The 15,829-nt window shown below is 64.5% G+C and carries 18 protein-coding genes and 1 tRNA gene; 8 read left to right on the plus strand and 11 right to left on the minus strand.

Annotated features, from left to right (window positions below; translation table 11 throughout):
- Positions 1 to 20: 20 nt before the first annotated feature.
- The gene (locus V473_RS04195; protein WP_066600928.1) at positions 21 to 1,331 is read right to left on the minus strand and encodes an MFS transporter; all 1,311 of its coding nucleotides are present in this window, start codon (positions 1,329 to 1,331) and stop codon (positions 21 to 23) included.
- 132 nt (positions 1,332 to 1,463) lie between these two features.
- On the opposite strand from V473_RS04195, the gene pgsA reads away from it, so the two are divergent.
- From pgsA to V473_RS04210, 3 genes are read left to right on the plus strand one after another with little or no spacing between them, the layout of a single operon-like run.
- Positions 1,464 to 2,027, plus strand: coding sequence for a CDP-diacylglycerol--glycerol-3-phosphate 3-phosphatidyltransferase (gene pgsA / locus V473_RS04200; protein ID WP_066600929.1), 564 nt, complete (start codon positions 1,464 to 1,466; stop codon positions 2,025 to 2,027).
- Between the two features lie 6 nt (positions 2,028 to 2,033).
- Positions 2,034 to 2,294, plus strand: a complete 261-nt coding sequence (locus tag V473_RS04205) for a MoaD/ThiS family protein (RefSeq protein ID WP_066600931.1) — start codon at positions 2,034 to 2,036, stop codon at positions 2,292 to 2,294.
- A complete protein-coding gene (locus V473_RS04210; RefSeq protein ID WP_066600933.1) occupies positions 2,291 to 2,737 on the plus strand; it encodes a molybdenum cofactor biosynthesis protein MoaE in 447 nt (148 codons plus the stop codon). Before V473_RS04205 ends, V473_RS04210 begins: the two co-directional genes overlap by 4 nt.
- 89 nt (positions 2,738 to 2,826) lie before the next feature.
- Here V473_RS04210 and V473_RS04215 read toward each other — a convergent pair whose 3' ends face one another.
- Together V473_RS04215 and V473_RS04220 are read right to left on the minus strand one after the other, a co-directional pair.
- Complete coding sequence (locus tag V473_RS04215; RefSeq protein ID WP_066600935.1) at positions 2,827 to 3,756, minus strand: hydrogen peroxide-inducible genes activator; 930 nt, start codon at positions 3,754 to 3,756, stop codon at positions 2,827 to 2,829.
- A 39-nt stretch (positions 3,757 to 3,795) separates the two neighbouring features.
- Entirely contained in the window at positions 3,796 to 4,569 is a 774-nt protein-coding gene (locus V473_RS04220; protein WP_066600937.1) for a sulfite exporter TauE/SafE family protein, read from the minus strand.
- A 171-nt stretch (positions 4,570 to 4,740) separates the two neighbouring features.
- Between V473_RS04220 and epsC the strand changes: the two genes are divergently transcribed.
- Both epsC and V473_RS04230 read left to right on the plus strand, forming a co-directional pair.
- Positions 4,741 to 5,460: a serine O-acetyltransferase EpsC gene (gene epsC / locus V473_RS04225; protein ID WP_066600938.1), complete on the plus strand. Its 720-nt coding sequence runs from the start codon at positions 4,741 to 4,743 to the stop codon at positions 5,458 to 5,460.
- Positions 5,460 to 5,810, plus strand: coding sequence for a DUF2794 domain-containing protein (locus V473_RS04230; RefSeq protein ID WP_066600939.1), 351 nt, complete (start codon positions 5,460 to 5,462; stop codon positions 5,808 to 5,810). The genes epsC and V473_RS04230 overlap by 1 nt, the downstream gene beginning before the upstream one ends.
- Before the next feature lie 49 nt (positions 5,811 to 5,859).
- Here the strand turns inward: V473_RS04230 and V473_RS04235 are convergent, their stop codons facing one another.
- Complete coding sequence (locus V473_RS04235) at positions 5,860 to 6,918, minus strand: hypothetical protein (protein WP_066600943.1); 1,059 nt, start codon at positions 6,916 to 6,918, stop codon at positions 5,860 to 5,862.
- Positions 6,919 to 7,053: 135 nt separating this feature from the next.
- Here V473_RS04235 and V473_RS04240 point away from each other — a divergent pair, with 135 nt between their 5' ends.
- Complete coding sequence (locus V473_RS04240; RefSeq protein WP_066600946.1) at positions 7,054 to 7,986, plus strand: NAD(P)H-dependent flavin oxidoreductase; 933 nt, start codon at positions 7,054 to 7,056, stop codon at positions 7,984 to 7,986.
- Here V473_RS04240 and V473_RS04245 read toward each other — a convergent pair.
- Positions 7,942 to 8,859 (minus strand): alpha/beta fold hydrolase, encoded by a 918-nt coding sequence (locus V473_RS04245; protein ID WP_066600947.1) that lies wholly within the window; start codon positions 8,857 to 8,859, stop codon positions 7,942 to 7,944. The genes V473_RS04240 and V473_RS04245 overlap by 45 nt on opposite strands.
- Before the next feature lie 121 nt (positions 8,860 to 8,980).
- Positions 8,981 to 10,951 (minus strand): hybrid sensor histidine kinase/response regulator, encoded by a 1,971-nt coding sequence (locus tag V473_RS04250; protein WP_066600952.1) that lies wholly within the window; start codon positions 10,949 to 10,951, stop codon positions 8,981 to 8,983.
- 155 nt (positions 10,952 to 11,106) lie between these two features.
- On the opposite strand from V473_RS04250, the gene V473_RS04255 reads away from it, so the two are divergent.
- Both V473_RS04255 and V473_RS04260 read left to right on the plus strand, forming a co-directional pair.
- The gene (locus tag V473_RS04255) at positions 11,107 to 12,018 is read left to right on the plus strand and encodes a sugar kinase (RefSeq protein WP_066600954.1); all 912 of its coding nucleotides are present in this window, start codon (positions 11,107 to 11,109) and stop codon (positions 12,016 to 12,018) included.
- 49 nt (positions 12,019 to 12,067) lie between these two features.
- Positions 12,068 to 12,141 (plus strand) — tRNA-Gly (locus tag V473_RS04260).
- A gap of 100 nt (positions 12,142 to 12,241) precedes the next feature.
- On the opposite strand, the gene V473_RS04265 is transcribed toward V473_RS04260, so the two are convergent.
- The 5 genes from V473_RS04265 to cyoC are packed head-to-tail and all read right to left on the minus strand — an operon-like array spanning position 12,242 to position 15,824.
- Positions 12,242 to 12,775, minus strand: coding sequence for a response regulator transcription factor (locus V473_RS04265; RefSeq protein ID WP_066605003.1), 534 nt, complete (start codon positions 12,773 to 12,775; stop codon positions 12,242 to 12,244).
- Positions 12,765 to 14,090, minus strand: a complete 1,326-nt coding sequence (locus tag V473_RS04270; protein WP_066600956.1) for an ATP-binding protein — start codon at positions 14,088 to 14,090, stop codon at positions 12,765 to 12,767. The genes V473_RS04265 and V473_RS04270 overlap by 11 nt, the downstream gene beginning before the upstream one ends.
- Positions 14,087 to 14,791: an SURF1 family protein gene (locus tag V473_RS04275; protein WP_066600958.1), complete on the minus strand. Its 705-nt coding sequence runs from the start codon at positions 14,789 to 14,791 to the stop codon at positions 14,087 to 14,089. The genes V473_RS04270 and V473_RS04275 overlap by 4 nt, the downstream gene beginning before the upstream one ends.
- Positions 14,792 to 14,796: 5 nt before the next feature.
- A complete protein-coding gene (gene cyoD / locus V473_RS04280) occupies positions 14,797 to 15,183 on the minus strand; it encodes a cytochrome o ubiquinol oxidase subunit IV (RefSeq protein WP_066600960.1) in 387 nt (128 codons plus the stop codon).
- Complete coding sequence (gene cyoC / locus V473_RS04285) at positions 15,180 to 15,824, minus strand: cytochrome o ubiquinol oxidase subunit III (RefSeq protein WP_066600961.1); 645 nt, start codon at positions 15,822 to 15,824, stop codon at positions 15,180 to 15,182. Before cyoC ends, cyoD begins: the two co-directional genes overlap by 4 nt.
- Positions 15,825 to 15,829 lie beyond the last annotated feature (5 nt).

The following is a 15,829-nucleotide window of genomic DNA, read 5'->3' on the forward strand; positions in this document are numbered from 1 at the left end:
GACGAGGACCGGGTGTCCGGTCAGTGGCATAGAGGGCCGTCGCAGGCCTTGTGCAGCTTCCACGCCATCGCCGCGCAGGGCAGCGTCAGGAAGGCGACCAGCAGCAACTGCATCACCACCGATACGCCGGCGATGCTCAGGCCGATGGCGCAGAGCGATCCGACCACCATCGCGCCCGAATTGACGATATTATTGGCCGCCACTGTGCGCGCCGCTTCGCATTTTTCGACCGTCGTGGTCAGGAAGGCGTAGAGCGGAACCACGAACATGCCGCCGAAGGTCGCGACGCCGAGCAGGCAGAACGACAGGGGAATCGCCAGCGGATGAGCCAGGAAGCCGGTCAGCGAGAGCATTTGCCCGTCCGGCGAGGGCGTCCACAGGTCGCACACGATGTGAAAGGCGACGATGCACAGCCCCATGCCGATCACTGACGCGGGCGCATATTTGGCCGAGACATGGCCCTGCAACAGCCGGTTGATCGCCACGGAGCCGATCGCAATGCCGATCGAGAAGATGGCCAGGAACAGGCTGGCGACCGGCTTGTCGGCGGTCAGGACATTCTTCACCAGCGGCGGGAACTGGATGAACAGGATCGATCCGACCGCCCAGAACAGGCTGATCGCCATGATCGCCAGAAACAGGCGGCGGATATGCATCGTGCCACGCACCAGCGCGACGGACGAGCGGATGATGTGGAAGTCGATCGGCTGCTGTTCCAGCAGCGACGGCGCGGAAGGCACTTTGCGACCGGCGACATAGCCGATCAGCGCGGTGATGATAATGCCGATCGCGGCGATCTCCACCGGGATCAGGCCGGCCAGGATCGTGCCGGCCAGGATTGCGATATAGGTGCCCGCTTCGACCAGGCCGGTGCCGCCCAGCACTTCGTCGTCATGCAGATGCTGGGGCAGGATCGCATATTTGATCGGACCGAAGAAGGTCGAATGGATGCCCATGGCGAACAGCGCGATCAGCAGCAGCGGAATCGCCAGCGTGTGGACCGCAATGCCGCTCCAAATGAGGCCAAGGCCGATCGCGCCCACGCCCATGATGCCGATTTCGGCCGCCTTTACCCAACGGATGATGACCGCCTTGTCGCGCTGGTCGGCCAATTGGCCCGACAGCGCCGACAGCAGGAAGAAGGGCAGGATGAACAGGCCCGTGGCCAGCGCGCTGAACCAGGTTTCCGACTTCTCGTCATTATACACCTGATACACTACGAACAGGACCATCGCGTTCTTGAACAGATTGTCGTTGAACGCGCCGAGCAGTTGAGTGATGAAAAGCGGCAGAAAACGGCGCTTGTTCAAGAGCCTGAGAGAGGCTTGCATGGATAGGGGCGTCTTCTTTTCCGTGAGCGACCGGGGCGGGGTCTAGCGGTTGCCGACGTCTGTGTCCAATGGGTTGGGCATGGGCGTACAGCTTTGCTTGTATGCCGCGCCGGACTGTGGCAGTTCGCGGCGATGCTCACGCTGCCCAATTTGCTGACGCTTTCGCGGATCGTGACGGTGCCGTTGCTGGTCGCTCTGCTGTGGCCGGCCGAACAGGGCGCGCGTTGGACGACCGGCTATGCGCTGGCCTTCGCCCTCTATTGCCTGATGGGCGTGACCGATTATTTCGACGGCTACCTCGCCCGCGCGCAGGGCACGGTGTCGAAGCTGGGCGTGTTTCTGGACCCCATCGCCGACAAGATCATGGTGGGCGCGGTCATCCTGATGCTGGCCGCGACCCGCGACATAGCGGGCATCCATATCGCCGCCGCGATGATCATCCTACTTCGCGAGATCGCGGTGTCGGGCCTGCGCGAATTTCTGGCCGGGCTGCAGGTGTCGGTGCCGGTGTCGCGCCTGGCGAAGTGGAAGACCACGTTTCAGATCATCGCGCTGGGTGCGCTGATTCTCGCCGGGGCGGTGCCTCATATCCCCTTCGTTCAGACGGTCGGCATATTCACCCTGTGGGCAGCGGCGATGCTGACGCTGGTCACCGGCTGGGACTATCTGCGCGTCGGCATCAAGCATATGGACTGACCGGCGATGGCGGAACTGACCATCGTCTATTTCGCCTGGGTGCGCGAAGTCATCGGCCGCGACGAGGAGCAAGTCGAGCGGCCCGCGCCGGATAGCAGCGTGGCCGATCTGATCGCGACGCTGGCCGCGCGGGGTGGTGGCTATGCGCAGGCTTTGGAAGATCCGACCCGGCTGCGCGCGGCGATCGACCAGCGTTTCGCGCCGCTGGACACGCCAATCGGCGATGCGCGCGAAGTGGCGCTGTTTCCCCCGGTGACGGGCGGATGAAGCGGATCGCCATCCAGACGGCGGATTTCGATGTGGCCGCCGAACTGGCCGCGCTGGAGGCGCTGGGCGGTGGCGGCGTGGCGAGCTTTACCGGAATAGTGCGCGGGGAGGAGGGCGGTTTGATTGCGCTGGAACTGGAACATTATCCGGCGATGACGCAGGCGCAGGTCGACCGGATCGTGGAGGAGGCGCTGGCCCGCTGGCCGCTGCTGGGCGTCAGCGTGATCCATCGTTTCGGGCGGCTGGAACCGGGCGCGCGCATCGTGTTCGTCGGCACGGCGTCGCGCCATCGCGCCGCTGCGCTGGAAAGCTGCGCCTTCCTGATCGACTGGATGAAGTCCGACGCGCCCTTCTGGAAGAAGGAGCATTTTGGCGACGGTGCGACTCAATGGGTCGAGGCGCGGGCCGAGGATGAGGCGAAGGCGCAGGGTTGGCGTAGCTGACAACCTCCGTTCGCTTCGAGCGACGTCGAAAAGGAATAGCCCTGTGCCAGCTTTTCTCAACTTCGCTCGAAACCAACGATTATTTGCAGTTAAGCCGCTTCTGGCAACCGGCAGTTCAGCGCCGCGGCGTCGCGCAAGATGCCGGCCAGCAGGTGAAATTCCTTTTCGCGCGGGCTGTTCTTGCGCCACACCAACGCGATGTCGCGCCAGGCGCGATCCGACTGCAACGGCCGCGCGACGATCCGGGTGTGTTCCAATATGCCGCTCGCGATAGCCATTTCGGGGATCATGGTCATGCCCAGGCCATTGTCGACCATCTGGATCAGAGTGTGCAGCGATGTGCCCATCATGGTCGCGCTGGCGCGCAGGTCCGGGCGGTTACAGGCGGCCAGCGCATGGTCCTTCAGGCAATGGCCGTCCTCCAGCAGCAACAATTTGCTCTCGTCGATCATGTCGGGGCCGATCCATTCGGGCGGATCGCGTGGTTCGTCATGCGGGAAGGCGACATAGAGCCGGTCCTGGAACAGGATTTCGCTGTCCACCTCGCCCATGGTGAAGGGCAGCGCCATCAGCACGCAATCGACATGGCCGTGGCGTAGCGATTCGATCCCCGCCTGGGTCGTTTCCTCGCGCAGATAGAGTTTGAGGTCGGGCCGGTCGGCGCGCAGCCTGGGCAGCATCCGCGGCAGCAGGAAGGGCGCAATGGTCGGGATCACGCTCATCCGCAACTCGCCGGTCAGCGGCTTGCCCGACGCCTCGGCGATGGCGGCCAGCTCCTCCGCCTCGCGCAGCACGCGATGCGCCTTGACCACGATGCGATCGCCCAGGACGGTGAAGCGCACTACCCGGCGGGTGCGCTCGACCAAGGTGACGCCGATCAGCGATTCCAGTTCGCGGATGCCCGCCGAAAGGGTCGATTGGGTGACGAAGCAACTGTCGGCGGCCTTGCCGAAATGCCCCTGTTCCTTGAGCGCAACCAGATATTGCAGCTGTTTGAGCGTGGGCAGATAACTGGACATTTATCGGATTCCTCGATCAGAAATCCGAATATAAGCGTTTTAGCCGATATATCCAAGATATTTGGCGACACCGAACAGCGATGTGATGGTCAAGATCACACCGACGGCGGTGAAAATGATGCGGGGGGCGACCCGGCGCGCCAGCATCGCGCCGAAGGGCGCGGCGATGACGCCGCCGATCAGCAGGCCCAGCGTATAGGTGGTGAAGGCTTCCCAGCCCAGATGGAGGAGGAAGGTCAGGCTGATCGACAGGGTCAGGATGAATTCGACCGTATTGACCGTGCCGATCGTGTGCCGCGGGCTGGATCCCTGGAGCAGCAGGTTCGACGTCACGATCGGTCCCCAGCCGCCGCCGCCGCTGGCGTCCATGAAGCCGCCGATCAGGCCTAGCGGTCCGACCCATTTGGGATCGCGCGGCTTGGGCGGCAGATGGAAGCCGCGCCAGATGAGGTAAAAGCCAATCGCGGCGAGATAGGCCAGAACGAAAGGCTTGATCACCGCGCCGTCGATATTGGACAGAAAATAGGCGCCGCTGACGCCGCCGATCACGCCGGGAATGATGAGCCGGGCGAAGAGTTTCCAGTCGACATTGCGGTGCAGGATATGGCTGATCGCCGATACGCCGGTGGTGAAGGTTTCGGCGACATGGACGCTGGCGGAGGCGCGGCTGGGCGACACGCCCAGGGTCAGCAGCAGGGTGCTGGAAATGACGCCATAAGCCATGCCCAGCGCGCCGTCGATGATCTGCGCGCCGAATCCGACGAGGATGAAAGGCAGGATTTCGCCGAAATGGGCGATAAAAGTGTCGATCATCCGCTACCCCTCACTGGAATTGTCTACTTCCATGATTGGTATATCGCGTGCCGCCAAGCAAGTTTCTATTTGCAGCGAAAAAGCGCGGTTAGCGCGCCATCTGGAAAAGCCGGGCAATCCCTCTTATATAGGGTGTTCACAACAAGTCTAGGAACGGTCAGGGACGTCTGGATGGTGCGCAACCTCATTTCCTATCTGGATTCGATAAAATCCCGCGATCCGGCGCCGCGGTCCCGTGCGGAAATCCTGCTCTACCCCGGCGTCTGGTCGCTGGCCTTTCATCGGGTGGCCCATCGCCTCTATCGCGCGCGGCTCTTCTTCCTTGCGCGCGCGGTAAACCATCTGTCGCGGTTCCTGACCGGCAACGACATCCATCCGGGCGCGAAGATCGGCAAACGCTTCTTCATGGACCATGGCTTTACCGTGATCGGCGAGACGGCCGAGATCGGCGACGATGTGACGCTCTACCAGAATGTCACGCTGGGCGGCACCGATCCCGCAAACGGCATCGCCGGCAAGCGTCACCCTACGCTGAACGACGGCGTGATCGTGGGGTCGGGTGCGCAGGTGCTGGGACCGATCAATGTCGGCGCGCGGGCGCGGGTCGGCGCGAATGCGGTGGTGACCAAGGATGTCGCCGATGGCGCAACCATGGTCGGCATTCCGGCGCGGGCGATGCTGGTCGATGTAACCGCCTATCAGCGTGACTTCATGCCCTATGGCACGCCTTGTTCGGACTGTTTCGACCCGGAAAAGCAGAAGCTGGAAATGCTCCAGTGCGAGGTTGAGCAATTGCAGAAGCGTCTTGCCGAACTGATGGCGGAGCGCCAGAGGCCCGTGCTGGCCGATGATGACGATGCGCCGCTGTTCAAGGAGCGCGGCCGGGCCTGATGACCAATGTGACGCCGTTTCCCCATCAAGGAGCGGGGCCGAAGGACGGTCAGGTCGGGTTCGAGCGGCTGGAACTGCAACGGATCATGGATCTGTACGGCCGCATGGTGTCGGCGGGCCATTGGCGCGACTATGCGATGGATATGGGGCAGGAGGCGGCGATCTTCAGCGCCTTCCGCCGTTCCGCCGAACGCCCCGAATATCGGATCGAGAAGCGCCCGGCGCTGCGCCATCGGCAGGGCATGTGGGCGCTGGTAGGGGAAAGCGGCCAGATATTGAAGCGCGGCCAGGAGTTGCAAGGCGTGCTGGCACCGGTCGAACGCAAATTGCTGCGCATTGTCGAGGATTGACCATCACGCTGGCTGTCCCCCGCCGCCAAGCAGGGGACAGCCTTTGCCGTCACGCGACGGCGCGATCCAGATAGGGCAGGCGTTCCGAAAGGCGCGGCGGCAGGCCGCCCACAATCAGCGCGCGGGCATGGTGCCATAGCGCCGACAGCAGCAGCAGCGCCGACCCGATCACCAGAGCGGTGAGCGCCCAGGACATCTCCACCGCACCGGCCTGGCGAAACAGGCCGTAGAGGGCGAAGAGGACGTAGGCGAGGCTGGAGACGAGCAGCGCCCGCCGGTCGATCGCCAGCGCGACCAGGCCGAAGGCGACGTAGAGGGCGATCACCAGCGCGGCACGACCGGCGCTGATCTCGTCGCCTTTCAGCACCCCCAGCAGGTAGAAGAGCGAATGGGCGATCATCGGCGCAGCGGCCAGGTGCAGCCAGAAGGCGACATCGGACCGGCGCGTGGTGCGGGCGCGGTCGCTCATGTCCCACCACATGGCGAGCGCGAAGATGGCGAGGCCAGCGACCAGCAGAAGGGTGAAAGGCAGGGTCATGCTGCCGGGCATGGCGGCCATGACCAGGCTGACGCCCACGCCCGCGGCCGCCGCCGCGCCGACCGCTACGGTGATCGGCACCATGAAGCGCCGCCAATGCGCCCATGCCGCCAGCACGCCGGCGCCAGCCGCGACGCACAGGATCATCGAGGCGAGGCTGTCGCCCGCATCGGGAAACATCTGCGCGCCCAGGGCGCCGATAGCAAAGACGATGCCGCCAACGAAGCCGCCCAGCAAAAGGATGGAGGGCAGCGCCATATGCCGGCGCCGGGTGAAATATTCGGCCAGGCCCCAACTGACCGCCGCGACCAGCAGGCCGGCCATGAAGGCGGGATGATGGTCCGGCGCGCCGAATCGCAGGCCATTGCCGAGCCAGCCTACGGCCAGAAGCAACAGGACGCTGGCGATCGCGACGAAAATGTCGTTGAAGCCTGTCAGCAACCGGAAATGTTCTTCATCGACCATCGGCGAAGCGCGCCGCGCCGCCACATGATCGCGCAACGCCTGCGCCGCCTGCGCGGGGATCGCACCCGCCGCTACGGCATCCTGTAGATCGCTCTCGCTATACATCGTCCTGCTCCCGACTTCGTCTGGAAACGCCGTTATAACATTGCTGTATTAATACATCAATACAGTTGTTTTTGGCCTTTTTCCGCGGGTCGAGCGGTGTTAGCGCGGTGGCATAATAGAGGAGACGCCTGTTCCATGACCCTGCCGACATTGCTGGAAGGCCGCCTTGCGCTGCCGCTGATCGGGTCGCCGATGTTCATCATCTCGCAACCCGCCCTGGTCATGGCGCAATGCCGCGCAGGGATCGTCGGCGCCTTTCCCTCGCTCAATGCGCGGCCGTCGGGCATGTTAGAGGCGTGGTTGCAGCAGTTGCAGGCGGAACTGACCGACGCCGATGCGCCCTTCGCCGTCAACCTGATCGTCCATCGCAGCAATGCGCGGCTGGAGGAGGATCTGGCGCTGTGCGTCCAATATCGCGTGCCGCTGGTCATCACCTCGCTCGGTGCGCGCGAGGATGTGAATGCGGCGATTCACAGCTATGGCGGCATCGTCTTGCATGATGTCATCGACGACATGTTCGCGCGCAAGGCGATCGAGAAGGGCGCCGATGGCCTGATCGCGGTGGCGGCGGGGGCGGGCGGCCATGCCGGCACGCTGTCGCCCTTCGCGCTGATCCAGGAAATCCGTAGCTGGTGGGATGGGCCGCTGGCGCTGTCGGGAGCGATCGCAAGCGGCCGCGCCATCGCCGCCGCGCGGATGATGGGCGCGGACCTCGCCTATATGGGGTCGCCCTTCATCGCCACGGCGGAGGCCAATGCCGATCCGGCCTATAAGCAGATGATCGTCGACAGCCATGCAGCCGACATCGTCTATTCCGACGTGTTCACCGGCGTCCATGGCAATTATCTGCGCCCCAGCATCGTTGCTTCAGGGCTGGACCCCGACAGCCTGCCCAAGGCGAAGGACATGGATTTCGCGGCGATGACCGGTGGCGAGAAGAAGGCGTGGCGGGACGTCTGGGGTTGTGGCCAGGGCATCGGCGCAGTCGACAAGGTGCAGCCGACCGCCGATTTCGTCGCGGGGTTAAAGGCGGACTACCGTGCGGCTGTCGCCGGCTTCACCCTCTAGGAAGCCGCGAACCTCGCCGATGAAGCGGTCAAACTGGTCATGGTGCAGCCAGTGGCCGGCATCGGCGAACTCGACCAGCCGGGCGTCGCTGAAATGGCGGATGCGACCGTCCTTTTCCGGGTTGGATGCCCAGCTATCCTTGCCCAGGCACAGCAGGGTGGGACAACTGATCCGCTTCCAGAAGTCGGGCAGTTCCTCATCGGTGCCCGCTTGCGGCGCCATGCCCTTGAGATACGGATCGAATTTCCAGCCGTAGCTGCCGTCTTCATTGCGATTGACGCCGTGGCTGGTCAAGTGCAGCGCCTGTTCGACCGTCAGATGTTCGTTGCGTTCGCGCATCCGGCCGATCGCCGCCTCGATCGTGGGATAGCGGCGCGGCGTGCGACGGGCGCCAGCGCGGCGGGTGTCGATCCATTCGCGCCAGGCGTCGGGCGCCGACTCCTCGGCCTTTTCCTTCAGACGTTGCGGCGACAGGCCAAGTCCTTCGATCGCGACGAGCTTGCGTATTTTATATGGGAAAAGACCCGCATAGCGCAGGCTGATCGCGCCGCCGAGCGAATGGCCCACGATCGTCACCGGCGACCGGTCTAGCAGGTCTACCAGTTGCGCCAGATCATAGACGAAATTGGCCATCATATAAGAGCCGTCGGGCGACCAGTCGCTGTCGCCATGGCCGCGCAGATCCGGGGCGATGACATGATAGTCCCGCGCCAGCGCCCGCGCCGTCCAGTCCCAGCTACGCGCATGGTCGAAACCGCCATGCACCAGGATCAGCGTCGGCGCTGACGGATTGCCCCAGTCGAGATAGTGTAGCCGAGTCCGCAAAGACGTGAAGAAATGCGAAGTCGGGGTCGGCGCGGTCAAGATGTCCATGCGATCCTGCGGGCTGGGAACAGATATGGACCCCATCAGGGAACTGCACCGGTGTTGCAAGCAAAGAGCGACGAAAAATGCCGCCTTTCCAATATTTCAGCCGAGCTTTTCGAAAAGTGGATCAGCCGCCGGGAAGGGAAGGATCGGGTCCGTGCTCCACGATCGCCGCCGTCAGCGCAGCGCGCATGGCGGTCGCGACCGTGCGCGCCAGCTCCGCCTGCCTGAAGGGCTTGTCGAGGCGCAGGCGCTGCGTGGCGTGCGGCGGCAGCTCTGCAAAGCCGGTGATAATGACGACCGGCAGGCCGGGCTGCATCTGCTCGATCGCGTCGGCCAGTTGCGCGCCGGTCATGCCCGGCATGGCATGATCGGTGACGACCAGGTCCACGCTGCCGCGCTCCAACAACCGCAGCGCATCGGCGCCGGAAGACGCCTGAAACACGGTATGACCCAGATCCTCCAACATGCCGGCGGTGTTCGTCAGCACCAGATCGTCGTCATCCACCGCCAATATGACCAGAGGCGTATCGGGGTCGTGCATATCCTCCACCACCATGGCGATGTGCCGGGCATTCGCGTCGACCTGCGCCATCGGCAGCCATAACGACACGCTGGTGCCGACGCCGGGTTCGCTGGCGATCGTCAGCGATCCGCCGCATTGCTGGGCGAAGCCATGCACCATCGACAGGCCAAGGCCGGTGCCTTTGCCCACGCCCTTGGTAGTGAAGAAGGGTTCGCGCGCGCGCTCCAACGTCGCAGCGTCCATGCCCTCGCCCTCGTCGATCACGGACAGGCGGATATAGTCGCCAGCGCCCAAATCCGGCCTTTCGTCCTGCGCGACGATCATCTGCGCCGCTTCGACGATAATCCGTCCGCCGTCCGGCATGGCGTCGCGCGCATTGACCGCCAGGTTGAGCAGCGCCAGCTCCAGTTGCGAAGGGTCGGCATGGGCCGCGCCCAGCGCCGGCGGAAAGCGCATCTCTATGGCCACCGCCGCGCCCAGCGTGGTACGGAATAATTCGGTCATGCCCTGCACCAATGTGATGCAGTCGATGCTCTGCAGCTTCAGTTCCTGCTTGCGCGCAAAGGCCAGCATCCGCTGCGTCAGGGTCGCTCCGCGCTCGGCTGCGGTCATGGCATTGTCAAGATAGCGGGCGATGTCGCCGCCGGTGGCCAGTCGTTGCCGGGCAAGGTCCAGGCTGCCCACGATCACCGCCAGCAAATTGTTGAAATCATGCGCCACGCCGCCGGTCAGCTTGCCGATCGCATCCATTTTTTGCGTCTGGATGATGGCGTCGCGCGCTTCGTCGAGCGTGCGCTGCGCCTCGCGCCGTTCGGTCAGGTCGCGGGTGATCTTGGCAAAGCCCAGCAATGTGCCGTCCGGGGTGCGGATCGGGTCGATCACGACATTGGCCCAGAAGCGCGATCCGTCCTTGCGGATGCGCCAGCCTTCCGCTTCGAACCGGCCCACGCTCTGCGCGGTATGGAGCGCGCGGGAGGGGAGGCCCGCCAGCCGATCCTCCTCGCTGTAGAAGCGGGAGAAATTCTGGCCCAATATCTCCTCGGCCCTGTAGCCCTTGAACCGTTCCGCGCCCATGTTCCAACTCGTCACCGTGCCAACGGGGTCCAGCATGTAGATGGCGTAATCGGTCACGCTCTGGACCAGCAGCCGGAAGCGTTCCTCGCTCGCGCGCAAGGCGTCCTGCGCGGCGCAACGCTCAGTCAGGTCGCGCGTCACCTTGGCGAAGCCCAGCAGGCGTCCGTCGGGCGCGCGGATCGGGTCGATCACCACGCTGGCCCAGAAACGTCCCCCATCCTTGCGGACGCGCCATCCCTCCGACTCGAACCGGCCTTCATGCTCGGCGGCGTAGAGCGCCATGGCGGGCACGCCGCTCGCCAAATCCTCCGGCGTGTAGAAGCGCGAAAAATGCTGGCCGATAATCTCATCCGCCTCATAGCCCTTGAAGCGGCGCGCGCCCGCGTTCCAACTGGCCACGATGCCCGTGGGATCGAGCATGTAGATGGCGTAGTCGGTAACGCTTTGAACCATAAGTTCGAAGCGATTGCCTGTTTCGTCAGTGGAGGCGGTAATCATGATGTCCCCGTATTAAGCGCCGGCGGACGGTGCTCTCTTTGCCATTGGCAAAACGGCGCTGCGACGCAATCGTTCCATGGCCTTGCGCGGCCCGCCCCCTTGACTTGAAACGCCGCGCTGCGCACCACGCCGGCTCTATTGCGCAGGGAGCGGGCATGGCGACGAAGGCGACGATCACGGTCATTGGCGAAGCGATGCTGGAACTGAGCCGCGGCGATGGCGCCAGCTGGAACCTGCGCTATGGCGGCGACGTCATCAACACGGCGATCCATCTGGCGCGGTCGGGCGACACAGTTCGCCTTGCCAGCGCGCTCGGCGCTGATCCGATGAGCGCGCAGCTGTGCGCCCAGTGGGAAGCGGAGGGCGTGGACACGTCGCTGGTGATCGCGGCGAAGGGCAGGCTGCCCGGTCTCTACGCCATCGAGACGGATGCGGCGGGCGAGCGCAGTTTCCATTATTGGCGCAGCGAGGCGGCGGCGCGGCGGATGTTCGACCTGCCGCAAAGCGCGGCCATGGTGGCGCAGGCGGCGCGATCGGACCTGCTCTATTTTTCGCTCATCACCCTGGCGATCCTGCCCGATGCCGGGCGGGAGGCGCTGCTGGACCTGTGCGCGCAGGTGCGAGCGCAAGGCGGGCGCATCGCCTTCGACGGCAATTATCGCGCCCGGCTGTGGGATGATGCTGCGACCGCGCGCCATTGGCGCGACCGGGCGATCGCGATCAGCGACGTGGGTCTGCCGACCCTGGCGGACGAAGTCGAGATGGGCGAGGCGGACGACGCCCGCGATGCGGCTGCGCGCTGGGGCGTGGGTGAGGGCAAGGACGTGGTCGTCAAGCTGGGCGGCGACGGCTGCCTGGTCGCGGGCGAGGTCGTGCCGATCCCGCGCCAACTGGACGTCATCGATTCGAGCGGAGCGGGGGACGCTTTCAATGGCGGCTATCTCCACGCCTGGCTTGCCGGCGCCAGCCCGCATGAGGCGGCGCTGGCCGGGCATCGCCTTGCCGGCTGGAATATCGGCCACCGCGGCGCGATCCCGGCGCGTGATGCAGAGGCGCCTTACGGCTGATCCCCGTTGACAGCAGGCCATAGCTTGCGCCATGGGCGGGAACCGGCGCGCGGGTGTAGCTCAATGGTAGAGCTTTTGCTTCCCAAGCAAGTGACGAGGGTTCGATTCCCTTCACCCGCTCCAACAGTCTATGGCGATGAACCCTCGTTTTTAGAGCGCTCCGCCGCGATGGGCTGCGCTGGGGGTTGGATTTCCTTCACCCGCTCCATTTTCAGATATGCCGTCAGCCGACCTGACGCTTCGCCAGTTTGCGGGCCAGGGTGCGGCGATGCATACCCAGTCGCCGCGCGGCTTCGGAAATGTTGAACTCGCTGTCCTTAAGCACTTCATGGATATGCTCCCATTCCAGCGTCTTGATCGACGTCGGCCGAGGGGCGAGCGGCGCTGCGGGATCGCCGCCGGAGCGGGCGAAGGCGGCCTCGATATCGTCGGTGTTGGAGGGCTTGGCCAGATAGTTGGTCGCGCCCAGCTTGATCGCCTCTACGGCCGTCGCGATGCTGGCGAAGCCCGTCAGCACCACGATCAGCATGGCCGGATCATGGGCGTGGAGCGCCTGGACACAGGCCAGGCCCGATTGCGGGCCAAGCTTGAGATCGACGACCGCGAAGCCGGGGCGGTTGTCGGCCAGCACGGCCATCACCGATTCCAGGCTGTCGGCCGACAGCACGCTATAACCGCGCCGTTCGAACGAGCGTTTGAGCGTGCGGGCGAAACCTTCGTCATCCTCGACGATCAGCAATTGCCGTTCATCCGTCATCATTCGCCTCCTCCAGCGCCAGCGTTGCAAGCGGCAGGCGCAGCAGGATCATCGCGCCGCCCTCAGCGCCGTTGCTGGCATCGACCCGCCCGCCCAGCTTGCGCACGACATTGACGACGAGAAAGAGGCCAAGACCGCCGCCCTGCTTGCCCTTGCTCGACCGATAGGGTTTGCCGACATCGGCCAGCATCGCCGCGTCGAAGCCGCGGCCATTGTCGCGCACCGCGATGTGCAGCCACTGGCTGTCGCGGCTGACCATCATGTTGATATAGGTCGCGCCCGCCTCGCGCGCATTGTCCAGCAGGTTGGTCACCGCCTGGCGGATCACCGGATCGGCGATGATGCGCGGATATTCATGCGGGCCGAAATCGCAGCGCAGCGGCATACCCGGATTGGCGATCCGCCAGTCGCGCGCGATGTTGTCGATGAAATCGCGGACATTGGTGACTTGGGGCGCTTCGCCGCGCGCTTCGCCGGCGGACATCAGGATGCCGGTCAATATGGTCTTGCAGCGTTTGACCGCCGCTTCCATCTCGCCCACTTCCTCGACCAGCGCGGGGTGCGCCTTGATTTCGAGCATGTGCCGCCAGTCGCCCAGCACCACGGCAAGCTGGGCAAGGGGGGTGCCCAGCTCATGCGCCGCGCCCGACGCCAGCAGGCCCATGCGCACGATATGCTCTTCCTCGACCGCCTGCTGGCGCAATTCCGCCAGATAATGCTCCCGCTGTTGCAGGTTGCGGGTCACGCGAGTCATGAACAGCACCAGCAGCACCGCGATCATCGTGATGCAGATCCAGGTGCCGACGATATGCAGGTCGAACAAATGCCCTTCCAGCGTTTCGCTGAGGTCGAGCGGACGATAGACGAAGGCCAGCATCGCCGTGCATAGCGTCGATACCGCCACGATGCCCCATACGCTCCACCGGTGCAGCAGCACCGCGCCCAGCGCCACCTGCACCAGGTAGAGGGACACGAACGGATTGGTCGCGCCGCCGCTCAGGTAAAGCTGGGTGGTCAGCGCGAACACGTCGAACAGCAGCGCCAGGAACAATTCGGCATGGGTGATGTCGGTGCGCCGGCGCAGCACCATCAGGCTGCCGATGTTCATCGCCGTCGCGATGCAGGGCACGACCAGCATGGATGGCAGCGGCAGGCGGATGTCCATGGCGAAATGGACGAACAGGATCGTCGCGACCTGCCCGGCGATGGCGATCCAGCGCAGCTGCACCAGCAACGCCATGTTGCGACGGCCGGCTGCGTCGGCAGGCCACCGGCCGGGCAGCCAGCGCATACGTCTTGCAGGCGGTGCGGTCATTCCCGGCGATCTTTTCCCGACTGGCGCATGACCAGGCTATAGGCCCCGGCGACCATCGCCGCCAGTATGAACCAGGTGATCGCATATTGCAGATGGCTGTTGGGGAAACGGACGACGGTCAGCCCGCCGACCGGCAGGGCGTCGGGCGAAGGCCCCGCCTGCGCGTCGATGAAATAGTTGGCGATCGGCATGAGCCTGCGCGTGGCGGCGATGGCGGCGACGTCGCGTGAGTACCAGCGGTCGGCGACGGGATCGTTGCTGCGCAGGAAGCCGCCGCCCGGTTCGGTCACGCGCAGCAGGCCGGTCACGCGCACCACGCCCTGGGGCCGGTCGTAACGGGTCTTGGCTTCGGGCGGCACGAAACCACGGTTGACGAACAGGATCGCACCGTTCGCCTGGCGCAGCGGGGTGAGCACCCAATAGCCCGCGCCGCGGACCGTGGCGGCCTGCACCAGCGCGGCCTTGTCATGCAGGAAGATGCCGGTTGCGGTGACGCGGCGATATTCGTCGGCTTTGTTCGCTCTGGCCGGGGCCGATGCCGGCGCGGCGTGGATGCGGGCATCGACGCGGGCGATCAGATCGCGCTTCCACGCCAGCCGTTCCACCTGCCAGACGCCAAGCGCAATGAAGCCGACGAACAGGATCAGCGCGGCCAGCGTCAGGCCGACCGGGAACCCCGCCTTTTGGGGGCGGGGGCCCATGTCTGTCACGGCATCTGGCTCATGTCATGCGACATGGTCGGCATCATATTATGGTTCAAATGATACATGACCCAGGTCGATCCCGACAGGGTGATGACGACCAGCACCAGCGTGAAGATCAGCGCCATCATCGACCAGCCGCCTTCGGAACGGGTGTTCATGTGCAGGAAGTAGATCATATGCACCACGATCTGCACGATCGCGAAGGCCATGATGATGATCGCGGTGGTCTGCGGATTGGCGAAATAGCCGGTCATGACCAGCCAGAAGGGGATGGCCGTCAGCAAAACCGACAGGCCGAACCCGATCATATAGCTGCCCATGCTGCCATGGGCGGCGCCATCGCCATGATGATCGTCATGACCGGGCTTGGGGTGGGCGGCATCGCTCATCGCAGCATTCCCATCAGATAGACAAAGGTGAAGACGCCGATCCAGATGACGTCAAGGAAGTGCCAGAACATCGACAGGCACATCAGGCGGCGCTGGTTGGCGGGGATCAGGCCCTTTTTCGCGACCTGCACCATCAGCGTCACCAGCCAGATGCAGCCGAAGGTGACGTGCAGCCCGTGGGTGCCGACCAGCGTGAAGAAGGCAGACAGGAAGCCCGACCGCATCGGCGTCGCGCCCTCATGGATGAGGTGCGCGAACTCGTACATTTCGATGCTGAGGAACGCCAGGCCGAACAGGCCGGTGATGGCCAGCCAGCCCTGCGTCGCGCCGACCCTGTTCTTCTCCATCGCCAGCATGGCGAAACCATAGGTGATGGAGGAGAAGAGCAGCATGGCGGTGTTGAGGGCCACCAGCGGCAGGTCGAACAAATCTTTCGGCCCCGGCCCCGCCGCATAATTGCCGCCCAGCACCGCATAGGTGGCGAACAGGCAGGCGAAGATGAGGCAATCGCTCATCAGGTACATCCAGAAGCCCAGCATGGTGCTGGAGCCTTCGGGATGATGCGGCTCATGCGCCAGGTGAAAGAGCGGGTTGCCGTCCTTGTCGAGGAAGGCGGGGTCGATCGGAGATGCGCTTGCCATGACGA

This window comes from Sphingobium cupriresistens LL01, from assembly GCF_001046645.1.
Taxonomy (GTDB): domain Bacteria; phylum Pseudomonadota; class Alphaproteobacteria; order Sphingomonadales; family Sphingomonadaceae; genus Sphingobium; species Sphingobium cupriresistens.

Excerpts from the sequence above, each read along its gene's own strand:
- V473_RS04255 (WP_066600954.1), top strand. The coding sequence starts at position 11,107 with ATGGCGACGAAGGCGACGATCACGGTCATTGGCGAAGCGATGCTGGAA.
- V473_RS04250 (WP_066600952.1), bottom strand. The coding sequence starts at position 10,951 with ATGATTACCGCCTCCACTGACGAAACAGGCAATCGCTTCGAACTTATG.
- V473_RS04205 (WP_066600931.1), top strand. The coding sequence starts at position 2,034 with ATGGCGGAACTGACCATCGTCTATTTCGCCTGGGTGCGCGAAGTCATC.
- V473_RS04215 (WP_066600935.1), bottom strand. The coding sequence starts at position 3,756 with ATGTCCAGTTATCTGCCCACGCTCAAACAGCTGCAATATCTGGTTGCG.
- V473_RS04235 (WP_066600943.1), bottom strand. The coding sequence starts at position 6,918 with ATGTATAGCGAGAGCGATCTACAGGATGCCGTAGCGGCGGGTGCGATC.
- V473_RS04230 (WP_066600939.1), top strand. The coding sequence starts at position 5,460 with ATGACCAATGTGACGCCGTTTCCCCATCAAGGAGCGGGGCCGAAGGAC.
- V473_RS04220 (WP_066600937.1), bottom strand. The coding sequence starts at position 4,569 with ATGATCGACACTTTTATCGCCCATTTCGGCGAAATCCTGCCTTTCATC.
- V473_RS04265 (WP_066605003.1), bottom strand. The coding sequence starts at position 12,775 with ATGACGGATGAACGGCAATTGCTGATCGTCGAGGATGACGAAGGTTTC.
- V473_RS04270 (WP_066600956.1), bottom strand. The coding sequence starts at position 14,090 with ATGACCGCACCGCCTGCAAGACGTATGCGCTGGCTGCCCGGCCGGTGG.
- V473_RS04210 (WP_066600933.1), top strand. The coding sequence starts at position 2,291 with ATGAAGCGGATCGCCATCCAGACGGCGGATTTCGATGTGGCCGCCGAA.
- epsC (WP_066600938.1), top strand. The coding sequence starts at position 4,741 with ATGGTGCGCAACCTCATTTCCTATCTGGATTCGATAAAATCCCGCGAT.
- pgsA (WP_066600929.1), top strand. The coding sequence starts at position 1,464 with ATGCTCACGCTGCCCAATTTGCTGACGCTTTCGCGGATCGTGACGGTG.
- V473_RS04245 (WP_066600947.1), bottom strand. The coding sequence starts at position 8,859 with ATGGACATCTTGACCGCGCCGACCCCGACTTCGCATTTCTTCACGTCT.
- cyoC (WP_066600961.1), bottom strand. The coding sequence starts at position 15,824 with ATGGCAAGCGCATCTCCGATCGACCCCGCCTTCCTCGACAAGGACGGC.
- V473_RS04240 (WP_066600946.1), top strand. The coding sequence starts at position 7,054 with ATGACCCTGCCGACATTGCTGGAAGGCCGCCTTGCGCTGCCGCTGATC.
- V473_RS04275 (WP_066600958.1), bottom strand. The coding sequence starts at position 14,791 with ATGGGCCCCCGCCCCCAAAAGGCGGGGTTCCCGGTCGGCCTGACGCTG.
- cyoD (WP_066600960.1), bottom strand. The coding sequence starts at position 15,183 with ATGAGCGATGCCGCCCACCCCAAGCCCGGTCATGACGATCATCATGGC.
- V473_RS04195 (WP_066600928.1), bottom strand. The coding sequence starts at position 1,331 with ATGCAAGCCTCTCTCAGGCTCTTGAACAAGCGCCGTTTTCTGCCGCTT.